Genomic DNA, 21,568 nt, shown 5'->3' with positions numbered 1-21,568 from the left:
AGGCACTAGAACATTTCTAGAACCTAGCACTAAACCGTTATTCTTCGCTGAACAGATCGCCGCCATGCATGTCGATCATTTCTAGAGCTTTACCGCCACCAAGAGCAACACATGTTAATGGCTCTTCTGCAACGACAACTGGGATCCCAGTCTCTTCTGTTAATAAGCGATCAAGGTCTTTCAGTAGCGCACCGCCACCTGTTAGAACCATGCCATTTTCAGAGATATCAGAAGCCAGCTCAGGTGGGCATTGCTCTAACGCAACCATCACAGCTGAAACAATGCCGGATAGTGGCTCTTGCAGTGCTTCAAGAATTTCATTTGAGTTAAGTGTAAAGCTACGAGGAACACCTTCAGCAAGGTTACGACCACGCACTTCAATCTCTTCAACATCATCACCAGGATACGCTGAACCAATTTCATGCTTGATGCGTTCTGCCGTTGCTTCACCAATTAAGCTGCCGTAGTTACGACGAACATAGTTAATGATCGCTTCATCGAAACGGTCACCACCAATACGAACAGATGATGAGTACACCACACCATTCAGTGAAATTACCGCGACTTCTGTTGTACCGCCACCGATATCGATAACCATCGAGCCTGTTGCTTCAGATACTCGAAGACCAGCACCAATCGCTGCGGCCATTGGTTCATCAATCAGGTAAACCTCACGAGCGCCCGCACCAAGTGCTGACTCACGAATAGCACGACGCTCAACCTGAGTAGAACCACAAGGTACACAAACCAAAACGCGTGGGCTTGGTTTAAGCACGCTATTATCGTGAACTTGTTTAATGAAGTGTTGTAGCATTTTTTCAGTTACGTAGAAGTCGGCGATCACACCATCTTTCATCGGACGAATTGCTGAAATATTACCGGGTGTACGACCTAGCATTTGCTTCGCTTCATGGCCGACAGCTGCAACACTCTTTGCTGATCCTGAACGGTCTTGACGAATTGCAACTACTGAAGGTTCATCGAGAACGATGCCTTGGCCTTTAACGTATATAAGTGTGTTGGCAGTACCTAAATCGATAGATAGGTCGTTTGAAAACATGCCACGAAGTTTTTTAAACATATTCTTCGCTCATCCTGCAAGAATTAGAAGACAAAAATTGCACTAAATGTACCAATGCCTTGCCATCACAGCAAGGCATTGAAGTATAAACATGGACAGAAACCCGCATTTTCTTACAGATTCCTAACTTAGATAGGTAAATCTAAACTTTTATCCTACCTAACCCCCCTCTATTAGTTAGTCAACCCAGGTTCATTGCGGAAAATAATCCGGTCATTACCACGATTGATGCCGAAAGTAACAACGGCAGATGGATCTTCATCACCTTTATTTCGCCAATTGTAAATTAACCAAGGTTGAATACCCGTAGACCAACTGCAAGTTACACCATCAGGATTCGCTATACTACCTTGACGCAAGAACAAACGGACTTGCTCTCGGCGACTGGTCGCTTGCCTCGCGTAGATACTTAATGACTCCCCCTTATCTACACTACCATCATCAGAAACAGGGTTTAGTGTATTCGCTAACTTAGCATCACTGACTGCAGGGGTAATCTCAGACCATTCAATATGGTTACACTGCATATTATTACTCGTATCGAAACGACTATTGCTATCTTTAGCATTGAGAACAAAGCTCCCTGCTCGCCAATATTCAATGCTGAGTGGAACCCTTACCGAGTAACCCTGATTTCCACCTACATCTTGCAATCTCATCCGGCCATAACGCACATCGGGTTGTGCTGCTAACAACTGACTGGCCGCTTTAGATATCGTCCCATCTGTACCTGTAACCTTAAATAACGTTGGATCTGTATGATTGCTGTTTCCATCTCCTGAGCTGTCTAATGACAAACTAAGTTCAGTGGTGGTCTTCACATCTCCTACCCATGTTGAATTGTATGGACCATCTGGTGTGGTAATTTTGGCTCCCGCTCCAATTCGATTCCACTTAGCATCAGTCCATGAGCGACTCCATATACCTGTTTTATTACCCCAATGACTGGCGTCTAGCTCTGAGTCTAAAATACTCACCCGATCAGATTTATCTCCTCGAAGGTAAAAACTGGCTTTCAATACTTCATCGAAACTACCGTAGTTCTTCGTTTCATCGCCAGTACTGTTATAGGCTTTAACCTCAAAAGCGACTGACTGGAAAGGTTGCCCCATATAAGTAGACCCACCTTGCTGATCAGGAGCAGTCCAAGTCGATTGAGTGATATTGAAGTAATCGGGATAGAAGCGGCCAATACTCTCTTCGTCTTCCACTAAAGATGTAGACTGATAATGTGCATTAGACTTCATCTTCAATGTGCCAACTTCGTTCCAACGCAGTTCCAGAGTCTTCATTCGGTCATTCGTGCTATTTTTATCTGTAGATGCAAACTCGCCAATTAAAGGCGCCGCTAAGTTAGCTAATACTCCACCACTCGGATAGGCAACCTCAAAAGAGGCCGCATATGGCGCGGAGTGCCCTTTTGTATCCGTAAAATAGTTAAATGTTGTCGCTAGTGTACATTCATCAACACCGCTGCTATCAGAATAGACGACAGGCTTGAGAGACGCATTAAATAGATCGCCAGACGGAATAAATGCACCGTTCGCTTCAATTGTCGCGCCTGGGTTATTTTTTGTAGTTCCACCAGCAAGAGACGCTTTAACATCACAAATCGCAATCTTCCAAGGGCGCGATTTAATAGTAAAGCTACCCGTCAATTTGCCACCGCCATCGATTGGGCAACCTGATAATCCGGTACAGTCAAATTTATCATCTGTCAGCGTGACCAAGAACTCCCCTGATTCCGATATCTTAAGCGTATCTTCCCGGGCCCCTTTATCTCCAGAAGTAAAGACTGGCGCATAAGTCAACACACCTTTCTTCGCGATAGTTGGATCCGGTTTTTTAACTTCATAGCTAATGCTTGGTGTCCCACTATACGTTTCAACTTTGGTTTTACCAGTATCACTGCAAGCAAGAACTGTCGTAGTCACGACATTATCTTTACCCGCGATAACCTCTTGCTCTGGTACTTCAAACTTAAATGGCACGAACGTAAACTGACTTTGAACGCTCTGACTCGTATCATCGACCATCGTCACGTTTAAGTTATAATTCGTCGACAAGCTAATATTACTCGTATTTTTCGGTGTCACTTTTAATTTAAGAACGCCAGAACTGTTTGATGTGAAGTTTGGGTAACTGCCAGAACCAAAACCAGGCTCTGCCGTCACATTAAATCGATTAGCATTGGGATCAACCTCAACGGTGACAGGAAGGCTTTCGGTTTCATCATTGTTGGTAGTGTTAATGGTAAACACGGGCACATCATCACACATTAGCGCAATATCTGTATCTGGCGTCATTGTAACTTTGTAGTCATCAAACGGTTTGAAGCACTTATTGTCCGTTGCGATAATTTGAGCATCGTTATGCATGTCTATTGAACGAGCGGTAACCGCACCATTAACCGTCGCTTCGTTACTTAATGACACTGCAACTTCACTATATAGCAGCCCTGTAAATTCAGTGCGGGAGTTAAAGTCGACCTGACTACCTGTATATGAGTGCACAAATACCTGTAGTGAGCCCGAACCTGTCTCTTCAAATTTACTCGGACTTGCATCCCTTTCAATTCGGCTACTTAAATTGAGTTGCTGTACATGAATAAGTACCTCTTCCCCATCCGGTATTTCTATCACCCCACCATTATTGATATCGATTTTTTTAACCCAATAGACACCGGATTTAAAAATGGCTTTTGAGCCGCGACCAACAGCGAGTGAGCCAATGACTTCATTATTTTTAAAGACGCGAGGTGAGGGTTCATCCCACAGTGAGATATTTTCGAGAGCTGGATTGGTTGGAATTTGAAAACTCTCTAATTCAGGCTTTTCAACCATAAGCCCTGATGAGCCAACGCAGGCCTTTCCATCACAAGCTATGCCCTGGTTGGTTCCGGTAATATCCGCCTGATAAAATCCAACATTACGATTACCACTCGTCACCGGAGCGCCAATTATTTTCGCGTTATTATCTAACAATAGAGACGCTGATGAGTTGCCATTCCATGTTTGGGCTGGAGAAGGAAATAGATTACATACAGCTTGAGCTGGTGGCTTCTCAAACATGAAGAATGAAGCGACTTCTTGTTTATGCCTTCGTTCTACATCTTCCATATCTTCTTCAACAATAAAGGCAACTTTATCTTTTTTTACGTCACATCGGCGTAACCACCCACCGTCATTACCATCGCGTGAGTTTTTAGTTCCCACTAATGTTGGTACCGAGTCAAAAGAAGTGGTGTCTGGAAAATTCGTATAAATTGCACAGCCATCAACGATGGGTTGCACCACTTTTTCAGTAAACCCTGTGGTATTTAACGTCGTCGCACTCCCTAACCAAAACTTTAACCCTGAGACATAGCCTTGACCAAGACCCGCAACAAACGCCACTTTTTCATCACTGGAGATATCGCTATTTGAGCCTACTTCTGAACGCTCAAGAAACAAATTAAACGAATTTTTTGTGACACTCTCAGCCGCACCAGTGATCCAGCGAGGTTCACCGTCCGCAAATTTGTTATTTAGAGTTTGGATCTCAACTAAAACTCCGGGATTCTCTGACGCGCTCCCCGAGAAAGGGTTAGGGGCTCCATAGTCGGTATAGTTAATTAGTTTTTTGTTACAGCCGTTCTTTTTGCCACAAGCAGTATTTGTATTCACACTACCCGCAACGATTCGCGAACCATTACTTAAATCGAGAACCCCGGGTTCAATTACAAAGTAATCTATATTCTGCATGGGTGCAGGAACAAAATTGACCGATGAACTTGCTTTCCTATGGGGCGCTATTTTTTGAGAGATAACAGCTTGAGAATTTGTGACATCATGTACTCGAAGAGTAGATGGATACTCCGTGGTTTTTGTATCTTTGTTTGATAATGATGCATCAATCGTCGGCATCACAAAAACCAATGGCGTTTCACCTGTATAGGTTTTATCAAATGTCAGTACGCAGGTAACTGTCGCATTATCGTGGTCATTGCTGCCATCGCCATTGTGATCGTGCTTGCTTCCAGCCAAAGAGTTGAGCGTACAGGCTGATGAGTCAATTGTACCAAACTCAAATTTAGGGCTAGTGTTGATTGGAGGAGTCGGGGGAGGTGGTAAAGGTAAAGCATTACAAGCCCCTGAAGAGACACAATAATCTCCGCTACTCACAAACTGATCCCCAACGAGGTTCAAGCTCATTGTCGGATTAAATTTATCAACACCAATAGCATCCGACAAGCTAAAGCTATTGTTGACTTCCTTTACCTTCCCGTTGATTGAATAAGTTAATGTCCCAACAATAAAGCGGGCATTCCAGTTGGAGGTTCGCTCAAACTTGATTTCAAACTGTCGCTTGATACCGTCGTTTACAAAACTTGGTTCAAATATTTGCTGAGAGTAACCACTATAAGAATTATCATCTGTCCAGATAGGGAAATACTCAACATCCCACCATGGCTGAGAACGCTCTATTCTTGCTCTATTTGAGCCGTCTGATTCAATATTAAAAACAAAACAGAAGCCATTCCGAGCATCTAGATCATGGTGGCTACCGGGGGTTAAACATGCGCCAGCAAATACGGAAACCTGAAAGAATAAACCTATCAATAAGCAAAAAATTCTCATTAGCTTTTTTGTTATCGGTTGCATACACATCTACTCCTTAACCCAAACTTCTTGCGAACGCTGAACTTGTAGCTTTCCACTACCACACTTTGTAATAGCCTTTAATTTGTAAAACTTAACGTTATCGAGTTCGCCTTCAAGTGTGCACGCTATACTGTTCACTTTGCAAATTGTTGCCATACCATCATCACTCACGGCAGAAGGCACATTCAACCCAGAACATGCGGCGCTCACAGCATTAGAAACTGATGGCAATGGTATTGGGTACAACTGAGTCAACGCCCATTCATTAGCCGAATGAGCCAGCAACCACGCTTGGGTGCCGAGATGCTCACGGGTTTGATTATCACTGTTGGACCAATTCACGCGCGTCAGTGAAGAGGCGAGAAAACCCATCACAACGATCACAAAAATAGCGACCACTAATACGCTACCTGACTGTCTTGATTTTTTATGGGACATTGAGCACCTGCACATCTTGTTTGTAAGCACTCTGCTCACCATCTTGTTCGAACAATAAATCGATATAAACTAACCCGCCACGCTGTAATGTCGGCTCTTTATAGCTAAAGCCACTTTGATTAAACTCTACATTATCAGACACTTGTACGCCATTACGAACAATAGAACGTCCGGTGAGTGACATGCAGTAATTTACACGCTCATTGGTATCAACAATATAGAAGCGATTACTAATTGAAGAGCTGTTCAATGTAGCTGTCGCACCCGCTAGAGTATAGATGTTATCTGTCGCGGTTTGGCCTGAGACATCAATAGACGTATTTTCGCCAAACAGGTCCGCTCGACGAGTAGGGTTGATTGCTAGACGCAAATTTTCAGTTAAGGTATGGTTTGCTGCAAGGTCAGAATTACCAATTAGAAACTGAATATCATCGCCAATTTTGGCATAAAAACCGGAATACTTAATCGGGTAAAAAGAGAGGCATTTTAGATCAGCAATCGTTGTAGGTACTTCAAACGAGTTAGGCACTGCATGACGAAATTCTCGAGAAAGCTTTTCAATCACAAACTGAGCTTGAGTTTGCATTCTTTGGCGATCAATCGAGTCGGCATAACCTTTGGTACCTAACTCAACAAAGCCAGCAATGCCAAGTACAATGATCCCACCGACCACCATCGTCAGTACCATTTCGATAAGAGTAAAACCACGATTTTTCATCAGTAGTTCCCCTTATAGGCAACGAGTGGATAACTGCCATACTGCCCAGCAGTCACGGATATCTCGATTCGTTTTAAAACACCAATGCCGCCATCGTTGTTACCATCCATATTGGCGTCATAGAAAGCATCAACTTCAACACGGAAATTGGGGTAATCACTATTCACTGAACTACCAAAAACATCAGCTAATGGATGTGTTGTAGACGAGATACAGTCGGCTTGAGTGTTATCGGTATACCAGCATCCAATGTAGTCATCAACATCATTGAAGTTTCCAGCATTTGTTTCGCCAGTATCACTCCCCAATGTTGTTGTACATGTTAATCCTTCACTACCAGAACCATCACAACGGCGAACGCCCCCGTCATAATCACTATTATGATCAAAATTACGGGCGAGGATTTGACTCATAAAGCTTTGCCCTAACGCAATCGCACGAGTTTGATAGTGAGGGGCGGCTGAATCACGAATGTTAGGAAATAACAGGCTGGTTAAACTCACCATTGCAATGCCAAGGATCACAATGGCAATAATGCTCTCAATGAGCGTCATTCCGCGTTGATGAGACTTAAGCATAACACTCATAAACACGCCCCTCTTCTCACATAACCTTGGCTATTAATACATACGGAGGTGGTTTCACTGCCGTTTGTTAGGTTAATTGAGACTCCTGCACTTGCAGCATTTAACGGATTTCCAAGCAGATCAAAATCAATAGGGGAAGTGGTTGAAGTGACAGTAACGCCATCAATACGCATAACGTCACCTCGTTCATTGGCTTCTGCTGGTGAGCTTGCAGCAGCGCACCCTTCAGTCGAGCCAATACAGCCATCACTAGCGGTAAGTTGAAAACTTGTATTTGCGGAGCTGACATTCGATTGCATGCGATATACCTGCAATTGACGAATAATTGAAATGGCTTGTTCTTGCGCGGCATAAGTTGAAAAACTACCGACCCCAACATAACGACTGGCGGCATAAGAGGAAACTATCCCGATCAGAATAATCACCACGATAAGTTCAATCAATGTAAACCCCAATCGATTCCCACGCATAACTCAGCCTTTTGAAGTAACCTACTGACTAGTATATAGGAAAGCGATAACGATGTGAGCGCTATACAGCACTTTGTGTCGAATTTTGAGAAGGCAAAAAAAAACCAGCCGAGGCTGGTCTTTCTCAAATGTTATTTACTACTTTGTACAGTTTGCACCAGAAACAACGTTAACCGTTGCTACTACTGTCGCACTTTCTGCCTCGGTATATTCAACACAGTTGCTAGTGTAGTTTGGAATACCAAATGTTGCTTTAGGAGGAGTACCAGAAATAACTTTAATAAATTCAAAATCACTGCCATCAATACCTGAAACAGTATTTGAAATAGCGGTGCTAGTCGCTTTCGGGTAACCAAAAGCTGTATCAACATTACCAGTAGGAATAGTTACGGTTGCCGATGATACACTTTCTTTACCATCTATTGCTGATTTACCATAAACGATACCAGCAGCACCTTGAATTGCTCCTTTTAGGCCTTCAAGCGTTGAATTACGAGCATCGTCTTGCAGGTTCAAGAAACGTGGCGCAGCGGTTACCGCTAAAATGCCTAGAATTACAATTACAACCACTAATTCAATTAGGGTGAAACCGCCTTGTTTTTTCATAGTTACTTCTCTCTATGTTGGTTAAAGTTGCAGGGCTACTGCAAAGTTACGGTCACACGACCAGTTTTAATTTCGTACATAAAATTGTGCGCTGTACTGCCCTCTAATTGGGTGTAAGTGCACGTCGAATTCGTATTATCAGCCTTTGCTGAGTATTTATTATTTGAATCACTAGCCGCAGTGCTTGATTTCGCTACCTTTGGCGGATTCTGCAAAAGATTTTCCATTAAATCAACACAAGCTTGATCATCCACGCTTGTTGGGTAAGTACTAGAATCCGTGTTAATACCATAAGGGTATCCATCACGAAAATCGGTGCTCACTCCGCTGTTGCTTTTTGAACGTGTTAGCCAAAAATCAACGCCGTCATAATCGACAGTATTATAGCGTTCATTGCCAATGGTTGCAGATGGGCGAGCTTCCGCTTCCCATTGCGCACGAGCAGAAAGGACACCAGTGGCAAAGCCGCCCGCAATGCCCTCAATGCTGGCTTTTTTTGCTTCATCTGTCACATCGAGAAAACGAGGTAAAGCTGCGGCTGCTAGCAGACCGACAACAACAATAACAACCACTAATTCAACTAAAGAGAAACCCATCTGTTTCTTGTACATTTTTAACTCACTTCTGTTATCGGTATTGCATATTATACATCGTTCAATTAAGGATGAACATCGGCTTGGAGTCAAAAAATCATAATGACAAAAATTCGACATTCACACTAAAGCGTTCATTTTTTAGCTGTAGGATAATACTCATGTTACTCACATAGCGATATTGGCAGCGGTAACCATTCTGTTCTTTATAAATATTACTTTCTGCGTCATCTATCCCAAGCAATTGTTGTTCCGGATAAAGCAAGTCTAACCAATAAGCACAATCAAGTTTTCCATTCTGAATAGGCAATGCCCAACCAGACTCGCTAAACGTAAGCTCATGACGATTAATGGTTAACTTTTCGAGTTGCCCTTTTAGTAGCCACTCTTGTTTATAGTAATTCGCCCTTTCGAGTATTCGTTTGCTTGCCAAAAATAGGGCGGTATTTTCTGCTTCTTCTTCTACAGGCTTCCAAGCAATCAAAAAACTCATCACGATAATGATAATGGCCAATAGCCAAATCACAAATCGAGACCGTTGTTCATTATTGGTCATGCTAACCTTTCACCACGTCAAGCATTCCCCACATTGGCAGGAAGATACCAAGAGCAAGCACTAACACCATGCCAGCAACAACCACTAAGAGAATAGGTTCGATTCTGGCGGTTAATGTTTTTAAATCATAATCAACTTCGCGATCATAAAAATCTGCTACTTCTAACAATAGCTCATCAATACGACCTGTTTCTTCGCCTACGCTCACCATTTGAATAACCAGTGGTGTAAAAATCCCTGAATTAATGGCTGTCGAAGAGATGGTACTACCCGCTTCAATTGCTGCTTTCATTTCTAGAATTCTGAGCTCTAAATATCGATTACCCAAGGCTTCTGCCGCTAAGGCTAAAGATTGATTTAGAGGTACACCTGCTTGCAACATCAAGGCGAAGGTACGTGAAAAACGAGACAGTTGTGCCCGATTAATCACACCACCAACGACAGGGGTTTTTAAGCGCATTCGGTCCCATCGCTCTCGGCCACTATCGGTATTCACCCAAGTTTTAAAAGCAAAGATCATTCCAAGCAGCAGACCAATCATCGCCCCCCAATAGTTCACAAAAAAGTCGGACATGCCGATAAGAATTCGCGTCGGCAAAGGCAGTTCAACACCGAATTTACTGAACATGCTGGTAAATTGTGGGATCACTTTCACGTTCAATATAAACAGCGCCACCATAATGAAGCTGATAACAAACGTAGGATAACGCATCGCTGTTTTAATTCTTTTCCGAGTCTCTACTTCTTGCTCGTAATAGCCTGCAAGTTGAAGCAAAGCTTGGTCTAAACGACCGGTATTCTCACCAACGTTAACCATAGAGACAAACAGTGAACTAAACACTTTCGGGTGCATCTGCATTGAAGCCGATAAACCACGCCCATTGGTCAGTTCTGCGGTCACCTCTTCAAGCGCATCTTGTAACTGTTTATTGGAACAGTTTTGGCTTAGTCCCTTCATGGAACGTAGGAGTGGAACCCCTGCTTTGGTTAAGCTATACAGCTGACGACAAAAGATCACTAAAACTTCTAATGGAACCGGCTTTCCCATAAGCACAGAGAGATCAACATTAAGGGAGCCGCCCCCCTCTTTAGCTGGTTGGATCGATGTAGGGATGACCCCTTTATTCATCAAAACATCCGCCGCAAGCTCTTCTGTTGATGCGTCAACTTTACCTGAGGCTTTACTCCCATCTAAGTTTCGACCTTGATAACGATATGTAGCCATATTTTTTCCTAAATCAAGATAGCATCAGCCATACCTGATGCGTCACCTTCACCAAGGTTCATGACTTCATCAAGGCTGACTGTACCTTCTATCGCCAACTCCATAGCAGAGGCGAGTAAAGGTTTATAGTTTTTAGAAGCTCGTGCCGCTTTAGAGAAAGCAACCGCATCGCTTGAGCGTAAGCTATCCATCATATGTTGCTCTAACTCAAGCATTTCAAAAACACCAATACGACCACGGTAGCCTGTCAGGTTACAGTTTTGACAGCCACGACCTTTGGTAAACGTCTGTTCAACTTGGTTAGGAAAACGGACGCTGAGCCACTGCTTTCTTGCCTCATCAATTTGGTCGTCTACTTTGCAGTCTGGGCACACTTTTCTGATCAAACGTTGTGCAACAACAGCACGAACCGCACTGGCAACAAGGTAACCCGGAGCCCCCATATCCATCATACGCAAGGCGCTATCAATCGCATCATTGGTATGGAGCGTGCTCAGCACTAAGTGACCGGTTAAAGCCGCTCGCAGACCAATTTCAACCGTCTCGTGGTCACGCATCTCACCAATTAGAATGATATCGGGATCTTGACGTAAAAAAGTTCGAAGTACGGTAGAGAAGTTCAAATTGATCTTACTGTTCACTTGAACTTGGTTGATCCTCGGAAGACGATATTCAACCGGATCTTCGGCTGTAATGATTTTCTTGCCTGGAACATTCAGCTCAGACAGTGCGCCATATAACGTTGTCGTTTTACCTGAACCCGTCGGGCCTGTTACTAAAATCATGCCATGTGGCCGACGCAGTTGATCCCGCAAACGAGCCAGAAGATCGGCAGGTAAACCAGACTCCTCTAACTTACGTAAACCAGAGGTTTGGTTAAGCAAACGCATTACCACTGATTCACCATACTGAACGGGCATCGTCGACATACGGATATCTACCGATTGGCCTTTCACTCGGATATTAAAACGGCCATCTTGTGGTAATCGTTTCTCCGAAATATCTAAGTTCGCCATCAGTTTTAAACGAAGCACCAACGCTGATGCGATATTCACTTCATTTAATAAAGTTTCATGGAGCACACCATCAATACGTTGACGCAGGCGCAGTACGTTAGAGTCTGGCTCAATGTGTATATCTGACGCCCCAACTTGAATCGCATCTTCAAACAGCGAGTTAATTAGTTTAACAACCGTAACTTCATCACTGTCTTCATCTCCGATATCAAAATCAAAGGCTTCATTAACTTGGTGCTCAGCTTGAAGTTGTTCGGCAAAGGATGCGATATCTTTTGTTCGGCGATAGTAGCGATCAAAGCCTTCAACTAACTGCCTTTCAGGTGCTATGACAAATTCCAGCCCATACTGACCAAGTTGGTCTAATAGTGATTCTTGGGCAAACAAATCCGCAGGATCACTCATCGCAATCCGTAAAGTATCTTGGTTTCGGCCAATAACAAGTGCACGTAATCGTCGAGCATGCACTTCTGGTAGTAATTGAACTGCATCAATATCAACCGCGGCTCGACTCAAATCAATGAGCGGTAAATCAAGCTGTTGCGATAGGAACATCAACATCTGCTGTTCAGATAAGAAACCAAGTTCGATTAATGTATCACCCAGCTTTTGACCTGTGCTTCGCTGCGCTGACAGAGCTTGCTCAACTTGTTGCTCGGTAATGATCCCCTCTTCAACGAGTAAGTCACCGAGTCTTTTTCTTAACTTAATTTGCACTTGTTGACTCCTGTATTGTGCGCAGAACTTTCATGCGATCACGAACAAAATTTTGAGACTGTTTTGAAATTCCAATAAGAGATAATGCTTGTTGATATGAATTAAACGCTGAGTCAAAATCCATATTGCGTTCTTGTTGAATCGCCAAGCCTAACCACCAGCGACCATTTTCAGGGTCAAGGCCGACAAGCTGTTGATAGCTTTCTAAAGTAACTTCACTTTGCTTAGACTTTTGCCCTAACGCTGCGCGCATTGCAAGATAGCGAATACTAGGGTTTGGTGGTAAATGAATCAGCGGGCTTAATGCCACGTCAGGCTGTTTCTCTTTAATCAGCAACTTACTCAGCCCTAGACGTAGATCTTCACTATCCGGTGACAATTTTATTCCATACTGAAGTATATCATACGCTTTACGCGCATCACCTTTACCGTAATATAGGGCCGCTAATTTTTGACGAGCAACTTCATTTTTTGGCGTATAGCGCAATACTTCGGAATAGTTACTCAAAGCCCCATTCATATCGTTACTGTCTAGCGATTTTTTAGCACGACTCAGCGCATTTTGAGCCAAAGCTTCAGGAGTAAGCTCAACTTGCTCCACTACCATTGCCGATGTTGGGGCGGTTTTCACATTGGTTTCTTTCGTTGACTCATTAGCTTTAACAGCACGAGTCGGTTGAGATGACTTACGCTCAGCTATTTGGCTATTTACCAGCTGAACCTTTGCCGACTGACTCTCTACTGATTGAGGCTGATTAATTTTTGCGACATGAATAGGCTTTTGAGATGAAACGCTCACCGATTTCTTTTTCTCGTCATTGACGGGTTCGAAAATGGTCACAGCTTGAATCGTTTTTTCTGGCGTCACAGGCGTGAAATCAGACTCTTTTTTATCAGCCACTTTTTTTTCAGCTAATGTGCGAATATCACTCTCTTTCCCTGATTTAGAGTCGTCACGCAGATTAACCGTATTTTCGGAAGTCACAATCATATCGGATTGCTGAGATACCGCCCATCCACCGACCGCTAAGCTTAGAGAGAAGCCTAACGCAACCCAAACAATAGGCGATCTCGACTTCACTTTATTGACTTGAGCCTTCTCAATAGGAGCCGATAGTGATTGGTCTTTATTCGCTAACTCTGACAGCGCATTGTTCATTGCACTCATGATTTACTCCAGCCCCAAATCAATGGGTTTTTAAACTTAGGCTTAAGCACATCGAAGGTGTCATGCATCGCCGAAAATAGGTGGTGGTTCTGTGTTGAACTACTTTGATCACAACAAGCCAAGATGAGCGCTTTATGGCAGATTTGATTAATTAATCTTGGAATACCACCAGTAGAGTGCCAAACCGCTTTTTTTTGATTTAAGCTAAATAGCGATGTACTGCCTGATGACTTTTCTAAACGATGATCGATATAAGCGACCGTTTCATCAAGCGAAAGAGGTCGAAGTTTTGCACTGAATGAAATTCGTTGCCTAAACTGCCTCAGGTGATGTTGAGATAATCGGTCATCGAATTCAGGTTGTCCAAGTAAGATCAACTGCAGTAGCTTTTTCTGTTCGGTTTCTAAATTGCCAAACAAACGTAATGTTTCAAGAGTTTCATCAGTCAGTGCTTGAGCTTCATCTATAATCGCAACCGCGCGACGACCGCTGGAGTGAATATCTATCAATTTAGTTTGGATTTCATCAACGATAGTGGCATCAGGCACTTTCTCTAGCCCTAACTCTTTTGCGACCGCTTGACGCAATTCACTACCAGTCAGAATAGGATTAGGTAAATAAATTAATGCCACATGCTCTTGCAAATGATTGACTAGCATGCGGCAAACCATGGTTTTTCCCGTTCCGACTTCACCTGTCACCTTAATGACACCTTCCCCCATCTGGACTGCCGATATTACAGTTTGAATCGCCTCATAGTGAGGTGCTAAACCATAAAACAGGTCAGTATTTGGGGTTAGGCTAAATGGCTGACAACTAAAACCAAAGTGCGCCTGATACATAATATCTCCACACAGGGGTTATTCTTCGTCAGGGAACCATTCTTGAAGTAAATCGCGTGAACGCTCTAGCTCTTTCTGCCAAGAATTAACACCGACGACTGTCGGTTTCAATAAGATCACTAACTCTGTTTTTCTAGAAATTTTTGATGTGTTGCGAAATAGGTGACCAAGAGCTGGAATATCACCTAAGAATGGAACTTGCGAGACTTGATCGACAGTGGCTGATTTCATTAAACCGCCGATAACCACAACATCACCATCACGAGCACGGATCACTGAATCTGACTCACGAATTGAACTTTTTGCTAGCGGCAGAAGAATATCGTTAAAGTCGCCACCGAGGTTAAGCACTTTATTTTCCTCTTCCACATCTATAACCGCGGGGTGTACATGCAGTAGCACATTGCCTTTATCATCAATCTGCGGCGTTACATCTAAAGATATGCCAGAAAAGAATGGCGTCAACGTGACTTCAGGTACTGCCTGAGAGTTCTCACCACTGCCCGCATTACTCGAAAGTTCGGTCACATAGTATTGATCGGTACCGACTTTGATCACCGCTTTTTGATTATTAGCCGCCGTGACTCGCGGGCTAGAAAGCACATTCAAATCACCCTGAGTATCCATAAAGCTCAATACAGCTTCGAAGCTACCGCTAGAAACGACAATGTTTGACTGCCCACCTAACAAAGAACCAATAGAATCTAAACCAGGTAAAGCACCAGGAACAATTGAACCGGCCGCATTCTTAGTAATCGTTCCGGTACCAATACTGTAATTTGTCCCGTTTGAAGAGAACATCTTATTCCAGTTGATACCTTGCTGATACCCATCACTTAACGTGACTTCTAGAACTTTAGTTTCCAGAATAACCTGACGGTGCAAACGCTGTTGTGAAATATTTAGGAACTGTCTCACTTCACGAATTTCATCAGGGTAAGCGCGAACGGTGATCACACTGGCTTGCGGTGTAACAACCACGCTTTGCCCGTCACCTGAACCGATTAATTGAGCTACGGCTTTTTCCAGCTGAGGCCAAAAATCGCTTTCACTTGTGGTTTCAATTTCAGTTCCACCACTTGTTGTTGAGCTTGAACTTGATGAATCTGAGCTTGATGAATCAGAAGAACTGCCAGAAGAACTTGAGCCATTCTCAGTAATTGAACCTGTTTTTATTGAAGTTAATGAACTACCCGCACGTTTCATTTGCAAGTAATCCACAGGGATCGTCACTGAACGCAGGCCAGCAGGAAATACTTGAAGTACCTTGCCTTGCTTTTCAACATCATAGCCATACATATCGCGAACAACGTTTAACACTTCATCCAGTGTGACATCAGTCAGGTTTACCGTGATTCGGCCATTAACGCTAGGGTGAATAGCAGCACTAAACTCTGTCCCCTTAACTAAACTAGTAAAAAAGGCCTTGGCATCAACATTATCAGCTTGAATTCGGAAACGTTTTACTGGTCCGCCAATCGCTAACGCTGAGTTATTCAGATCAGGCATGAGGTCATCTTGAACAGAATCAGGCAACTCTTCCAAATTGCGACTATTGGATTCATTAATCGCTTCATTCAGCGCTTGTTTCACTTCAACAGGATCTCTATGCCCCATTGAACAGCCAGCCAATGATGCCACTACAATTCCTAATACGATTTTTCGCATATTCTCACTCAAACCTTTTTTGTTCTGATTCATATTTAGTGCTTAATATTTAGAGAGAAAAGTTCTAACTTCCAAGTTTTGCTACCACGTTGAAGAGTGACATCTTCTGCATTTACCTGCTTCACTCGGTAACCACGAATTGTATTTCCTTGAGTGACCACTTGATCATTAAGGATGGCATAGCATGGAGCCTCATCTTTACACACAATACTTTGAAGTGTCGGTAAACGATATGTGAGCACCCTCTTTTTCTTAACAACCTTATCTGCTGGTGCCATCCAACCAAGTGGAGCCGTTGGATCTTGAGCAGCAAAAGCAGATAATGAAATGCCCATAAGACATACAATGATAGATTTAACCACCGATAAACTCCTGCCTAGTCCCCAATGTGTAAACTTCTAAGATCAAACGAGCTTCTGGGTACTTCTCTACAGAGTAGTTAAAGTGTCTCCAGTAATATTTTACGGGTAAGTTTTCTAGAGCATTTAGATACTTTTCTATCGCAAAATAGTTTCCTGTCAGTTCTATCCGAACAGGATGTACAAAGTAGCCAGAGTAATGGCCTTCACTTTGATCGTTATTTTTGACAATTGGTTCTGCATTTAGTGATTCCAGCGAGATTAGCTTAAGATCTTTACCACTCACTAAAACACTTTCCAATAAATGAGACATTTGGCTTGGCGCAACTAAGCTTTCTATAATTTCAGATAATTGAAGAGAGAGCTCCTGACTTTGAACAATTAAGCTTTGATATTCTTTATCAATATCTTGATCCGGATCTTTACTTAATTTCGCAGTTAAAACCATTAACTCACTCTCAGCAAGTTGATTGTTTTGCTTTATCTGGCGTAGCTGATTTTTTGAATTATTATAATCTTGGAGGCTAGGTTCCACTAGGAAAGTCAGAAACACAAAGAAGAAACCCACCGCGCCACACAGTAAAATCAACCACTTTTCACGCGAGCTTAACGCCATGAATTTATCGTTTAGGAGTAGCCATTGTTGCTTCACTATTTAGTGCCTCCACGAGTATGCAATTCAAATGTCACAATATCTTGTTCGTTTCTACCAATTTTAAGTTTATCAAAGGTACGTCCAACCAAATTCAATTCATGTTTGAACTGACTGATCCAGTTTGGAATCACGCTGGCATTTCTTGCGACACCTTTTAAATCTAGGGTGTTAGCATTAATGGTAATATGACTTAGTGATATATCTCGGCGACCTAATGTTGCCAGTGAGCTCATCACTCCTGAGTATCCAACTTGTTGCGATTGGTCATACTCTCCAACCGCAGATAGAGAACTTTGTTTCGCAGAAATTTCAGCTTTTAAACGATTAATAGCCGCGATTTTTTCGGGTGTCGGCACATGACGCTCAAGCTTCTTCTTAAGCTCAGTGGTTTGTTTATTGAGTTGCGCGGCTTGCTGCTGCTGTTGAGCGAGTTCAACTTCCAACGTTGAGATTTCATAGCGATAGTAGCCATATGTTCCAAGCATAATAGCGGAGATAACACACCAAGTTCCGACAACGTTAGCAAGGCTGAAATACTCTTTTTTCGGCTTGAGGTGAGTTGGATAAAGGTTTACAGAGAACCCTTTTAGCTGAGTTGCAATGCGCTCAATGATGTGGCCAGATAGCTCTTGTTCTCCCTCAAAAAGGCGAGAAACCTTAGCACTTAAGCGATCATTAAGTTCTCGAGCAAGCTCCTCCTCATCTTCATCATCACAACATACTTTTAACTGATGGAGCTGAGTACCTTTCAGCTGTGATGACAAGTAGTCAATCGAACGCTGTAACTCTAAAGCTAAACCGTCAAGTTGAAGAGAACTAGAAGCCGCTCCCGTTAATGTCGGAGCCACACTTCGAATCGTTCGCTGGAAACAGACCGTCTGATTAACAAAAGCACCTATCTTAAAGTTGCCTTTTTTACTTCGCTGCAAAAGCATGAAGTTTTCTAGCTCACCCGCAGAGTGTCCCCATAATTCATCTTCAGGGAGTACCGCATTGAGCGTTCCTCCTGCTGCGTTAATCAATGCAAGCAAGCGGTCCAGTAACTTTTTAGACAACACATAAGCTTGCACTTTGTTGCCAGTCGGTAGAGCAATGGCATCCGTTACAATATCTGTAACTCGCTCAGTGATAAGCTCTTTCAATAAAAATGGCAGTGCAACAGGCCACTCTTCTTTAGGAAGTTCTGGTTTTTCTATTTGATAGGTTTGATAGTGATTCGCATTAAGTACCACATTTAATGGGGCATCAGATAACTCAACTTGCTTAAGCGCTTTTTCAAATGCCCCTTCCCAATTTGAACCTTCAATTGGGATGATCGCTGATGCGGCAGAGCTTGAGCCTGCTGAGAAATAAATTGCATCAGGTTGAATGACAGCAAAGAGCTGATTTTCATTAACTGCAGCAGGTCTAAATTTTTCTAATAAGGACTTTAATTTCATATCGAATACTGTTACTTCTGTCGCCAACGATTTCGTCTACCAGGTTTAACTGTCGTGTCATTTTTAACGCTTTTAGCGGGCATTAAAGACTCTTCAACACCAACATAGCGTCCTTGTAATCCATGCACACCTAGCTCACCTAATGTTTGCCACTCTTGTTTATTTTCGACGCCAACGGCAATAACTTGAGCATTGGTGTCAGCACAAGCGCCAATCATACTTCTAACGAAGAGTTGGTTTTCATGTCTTTGATCTATTTTCTTGATAAGGCTTCGATGTAGTTTAAGGTAATCGACATTGAGATCTTTAATATAGTGAGTGCTTACAATCGTTCGACCCGCTTGGCCGACGATGATTTTACACCCTAAACCAGATAACATTTTAACAACTGGTCTCATATAATCTAAATGCTTTACGAGCCGACCTTCTGCAAACTCAAAACTCAATGAACTTCGTAACTCTGTCGGGAGTTGTAATAGCTCATATCTAAACCACTTGAAATACTGTTTATTTGAAAATGGAACTACATTCAGGTTAATAGAGTAGCATACTGGGTCCTTTGACGCTTTCAAAAAATTGACTATTGAGGTAATAACTGCTTGATCCATTTGCTGTTCATAGCCCACTAATTCGATTGCAGCAATAAAACGAGAGGTCTTAATTATCCCTTTTTCAGGATCGGTGATACGGGAATAAATTTCATGATGCAGCAACTCCTGCTTACCGGAATCTGATTTTAAAAAGCAAGCTTGCTTAAATAAATGAAGATTTTCAGGCAACAAAGCTTTGTCAAACAGGGTTCTCCAACGAACACTTCCTCTCTCTTCTTCAACCTGAGTTTGCTTTTTAAAGCGACTCCAGTTATTAATTCGTTGCAGTTGAGCACCTTTTAATGCGGTTTCCGCTTCATCCATAATCTGGCTATGTCGCTCACCGTCGACGTACATAGACACGCCAATATGACACCAGTTTTCAGTTTCTAATGGCTCTGGTGGTGTAATTTTTTCTAGCTGACGAATACACTGCGATGCAACAACGGAGATCTCTTTCAGACCTTTTTGCGGAATTAATATGGCAAAATCAGCATCGTAATAACGAGAAAATATAACATCAGGGAAACGCTGGACAATATTTGAAAGTACGTTACCGACGTCAATAATAAAATTATCACATACCTCTTTTTCGTTCTCTTCAAGTACCTGCTCCCACTCCTCGATGCGAATGAGTAGCACCCCGCCACGAGCGCCACTCTCGTGCAGTGCTGATTCTAACTTACTGTCAAAAAGTACTCTATTTGCCGTTCCAGTCAGTTTGTCTAAAAAGGTTTGAGTTCGAATAAAGGTATCAAAACGACTGCGCTCTTGCCGAGCATCTTGCAACTCTTCAATTAAAACATCCAGAGCTTCGCTTGCAGTATAAGGCCACTCTTTATGGTCACCTTTTGCGTGCTCTTCCACACGACCCGCAAGGATCATTCGCCCTCTCTCTTCTAATAACTCTGATCCTACTAACTGCGCTTTCAGCCAATGAACGCCACGGATCAGACAAAATATAACTAATCCCACCGCTAAGGTAATCGACCACATCGCTTCAAATGAATAACTATGACCAAGATACGGAGGAAGCGCTTTAAAGGTAATGCTATAACCGGGGCTTCGTTTCAACTGAAATGTACGCTCATGGAGGCGATCGGCGGCGACTTGTGGGGAGGTATCCCGAAAGCGGTAAACAACACCAGCAGAAGAGGAGAGTTGCATCTCGACAATATTAGATGCTTGTAACATTTTGGGCATCCACCCCTGCATTGAATATGCAGCATCGGGTGATTCCATCTCTTTATCTACAACCTCAACAATACCTTCAAGGTAGTGATTAAGATAATCCTGACCAATACGTTTAAATGATAATGTGCCACCAATAAACAGGATGAACATTGCGCTGATCACAATGACCGTCACAAAAGCAACTAAGCGAGTACTTAACTTGAGAGTAGGGGTATACCTCATGAATACAGAATCCCTGTTTTATTCACTTATTATCAATCCACACAAATAATTATCTTAATAATATTGTAAACGATGAATTAGAAACAGAATTCGCTAACTCTCTAGAAAATGAAAAAAACCGCGACATGCGCGGTTTTTTATTTCATAAATGCAGGTGAACCCACTTTATCTAATACGATTTAGCGTCCGTTCTGTTTAGAACGGAATGTCGTCATCGAAATCCATTGGTGGCTCATTGTACTGAGGCTGAGCTTGTTGTGGCGCTTGCTGCGGTGCACGTTGCTGTTGTGCTTGTGGAGCTTGCTGCTGCGGTGCCTGTTGTTGAGGTTGCTGAGGCTGTCCCCATCCACCTTGTTGTTGCTGACCACCTTGTGCAGGAGCGCCACCTTGACCACGGCCACCAAGCATTTGCATTACGCCGTTAAAGCCCTGTACAACTACTTCTGTTGTGTAGCGGTCTTGTCCACTTTGATCTTGCCATTTACGAGTCTGTAATTGACCTTCAATGTAAACCTGTGAGCCTTTACGTAAGTACTCACCTGCTACTTCCGCAAGCTTTCCAAATAATGCAACACGGTGCCATTCTGTTTTTTCACGCGGCTCGCCTGTTGCTTTATCACGCCATGATTCAGACGTTGCAATGGTGATATTCGCTACTGCACTACCATTTGGCATATAACGAATTTCAGGGTCATTACCTAGGTTGCCCACTAAGATTACTTTGTTTACTCCACGGCTGGCCATGTTTTGCTCCGTCTAGATTCATACGTATTAAAAATTC

Annotated in this window: 19 protein-coding genes; all 19 read right to left on the bottom strand. The window is 42.9% G+C overall.

Annotation, left to right across the window (positions count from 1 at the left end):
• Nucleotides 1-37: 37 nt before the first annotated feature.
• Entirely contained in the window at nucleotides 38-1,081 is a 1,044-nt protein-coding gene (locus tag L4C39_RS12490) for a rod shape-determining protein (protein ID WP_017051173.1), read from the bottom strand.
• Between the two features lie 173 nt (nucleotides 1,082-1,254).
• Nucleotides 1,255-5,724: a DUF6701 domain-containing protein gene (locus L4C39_RS12485; RefSeq protein ID WP_429746195.1), complete on the bottom strand. Its 4,470-nt coding sequence runs from the start codon at nucleotides 5,722-5,724 to the stop codon at nucleotides 1,255-1,257.
• Between the two features lie 6 nt (nucleotides 5,725-5,730).
• Nucleotides 5,731-6,162 carry an MSHA biogenesis protein MshP gene (locus L4C39_RS12480; protein ID WP_371730196.1) on the bottom strand — a complete coding sequence of 144 codons (432 nt, stop codon included), beginning with the start codon at nucleotides 6,160-6,162 and terminating at the stop codon, nucleotides 5,731-5,733.
• Nucleotides 6,152-6,880: a PilW family protein gene (locus L4C39_RS12475; protein ID WP_429746193.1), complete on the bottom strand. Its 729-nt coding sequence runs from the start codon at nucleotides 6,878-6,880 to the stop codon at nucleotides 6,152-6,154. The genes L4C39_RS12480 and L4C39_RS12475 overlap by 11 nt, the downstream gene beginning before the upstream one ends.
• Complete coding sequence (locus L4C39_RS12470; RefSeq protein ID WP_017051177.1) at nucleotides 6,880-7,467, bottom strand: type IV pilus modification PilV family protein; 588 nt, start codon at nucleotides 7,465-7,467, stop codon at nucleotides 6,880-6,882. The genes L4C39_RS12475 and L4C39_RS12470 overlap by 1 nt, the downstream gene beginning before the upstream one ends.
• Entirely contained in the window at nucleotides 7,464-7,937 is a 474-nt protein-coding gene (locus tag L4C39_RS12465) for a prepilin-type N-terminal cleavage/methylation domain-containing protein (protein ID WP_429746190.1), read from the bottom strand. Before L4C39_RS12465 ends, L4C39_RS12470 begins: the two co-directional genes overlap by 4 nt.
• Nucleotides 7,938-8,075: 138 nt before the next feature.
• Entirely contained in the window at nucleotides 8,076-8,543 is a 468-nt protein-coding gene (locus tag L4C39_RS12460; RefSeq protein WP_429746188.1) for a type II secretion system protein, read from the bottom strand.
• A 35-nt stretch (nucleotides 8,544-8,578) separates the two neighbouring features.
• Complete coding sequence (locus tag L4C39_RS12455; RefSeq protein WP_429746186.1) at nucleotides 8,579-9,154, bottom strand: prepilin-type N-terminal cleavage/methylation domain-containing protein; 576 nt, start codon at nucleotides 9,152-9,154, stop codon at nucleotides 8,579-8,581.
• A gap of 79 nt (nucleotides 9,155-9,233) precedes the next feature.
• The gene (locus tag L4C39_RS12450; RefSeq protein ID WP_113799599.1) at nucleotides 9,234-9,692 is read right to left on the bottom strand and encodes an MSHA biogenesis protein MshF; all 459 of its coding nucleotides are present in this window, start codon (nucleotides 9,690-9,692) and stop codon (nucleotides 9,234-9,236) included.
• A 1-nt stretch (nucleotide 9,693) separates the two neighbouring features.
• Entirely contained in the window at nucleotides 9,694-10,917 is a 1,224-nt protein-coding gene (locus L4C39_RS12445) for a type II secretion system F family protein (RefSeq protein WP_017051182.1), read from the bottom strand.
• 8 nt (nucleotides 10,918-10,925) lie between these two features.
• The gene (gene mshE / locus L4C39_RS12440; RefSeq protein WP_017051183.1) at nucleotides 10,926-12,650 is read right to left on the bottom strand and encodes an MSHA fimbrial ATPase MshE; all 1,725 of its coding nucleotides are present in this window, start codon (nucleotides 12,648-12,650) and stop codon (nucleotides 10,926-10,928) included.
• Nucleotides 12,640-13,818 (bottom strand): tetratricopeptide repeat protein, encoded by a 1,179-nt coding sequence (locus L4C39_RS12435; RefSeq protein WP_171756252.1) that lies wholly within the window; start codon nucleotides 13,816-13,818, stop codon nucleotides 12,640-12,642. Before L4C39_RS12435 ends, mshE begins: the two co-directional genes overlap by 11 nt.
• The gene (locus tag L4C39_RS12430) at nucleotides 13,815-14,660 is read right to left on the bottom strand and encodes an ExeA family protein (RefSeq protein ID WP_017051185.1); all 846 of its coding nucleotides are present in this window, start codon (nucleotides 14,658-14,660) and stop codon (nucleotides 13,815-13,817) included. Before L4C39_RS12430 ends, L4C39_RS12435 begins: the two co-directional genes overlap by 4 nt.
• 18 nt (nucleotides 14,661-14,678) lie before the next feature.
• Nucleotides 14,679-16,328, bottom strand: a complete 1,650-nt coding sequence (gene mshL / locus L4C39_RS12425; RefSeq protein ID WP_113799646.1) for a pilus (MSHA type) biogenesis protein MshL — start codon at nucleotides 16,326-16,328, stop codon at nucleotides 14,679-14,681.
• A gap of 35 nt (nucleotides 16,329-16,363) precedes the next feature.
• Nucleotides 16,364-16,690 (bottom strand): MSHA biogenesis protein MshK, encoded by a 327-nt coding sequence (locus L4C39_RS12420; protein WP_113799608.1) that lies wholly within the window; start codon nucleotides 16,688-16,690, stop codon nucleotides 16,364-16,366.
• Nucleotides 16,683-17,303: an MSHA biogenesis protein MshJ gene (locus tag L4C39_RS12415; RefSeq protein ID WP_429746359.1), complete on the bottom strand. Its 621-nt coding sequence runs from the start codon at nucleotides 17,301-17,303 to the stop codon at nucleotides 16,683-16,685. The genes L4C39_RS12420 and L4C39_RS12415 overlap by 8 nt, the downstream gene beginning before the upstream one ends.
• 35 nt (nucleotides 17,304-17,338) lie before the next feature.
• Nucleotides 17,339-18,781 carry an MSHA biogenesis protein MshI gene (locus L4C39_RS12410; RefSeq protein ID WP_429746182.1) on the bottom strand — a complete coding sequence of 481 codons (1,443 nt, stop codon included), beginning with the start codon at nucleotides 18,779-18,781 and terminating at the stop codon, nucleotides 17,339-17,341.
• 11 nt (nucleotides 18,782-18,792) lie between these two features.
• Entirely contained in the window at nucleotides 18,793-20,787 is a 1,995-nt protein-coding gene (csrD, locus tag L4C39_RS12405) for an RNase E specificity factor CsrD (RefSeq protein WP_113799615.1), read from the bottom strand.
• Between the two features lie 195 nt (nucleotides 20,788-20,982).
• Entirely contained in the window at nucleotides 20,983-21,531 is a 549-nt protein-coding gene (locus tag L4C39_RS12400; protein ID WP_017051191.1) for a single-stranded DNA-binding protein, read from the bottom strand.
• Nucleotides 21,532-21,568: the final 37 nt, after the last annotated feature.

Origin of the sequence: Vibrio clamense, from assembly GCF_050337905.1 — a bacterium.
Taxonomy (GTDB): Bacteria; Pseudomonadota; Gammaproteobacteria; order Enterobacterales; family Vibrionaceae; genus Vibrio; species Vibrio cortegadensis.
Note: the sequence above shows the minus strand (reverse complement) of the source record. Positions and strands in the feature narration are given on the sequence as shown.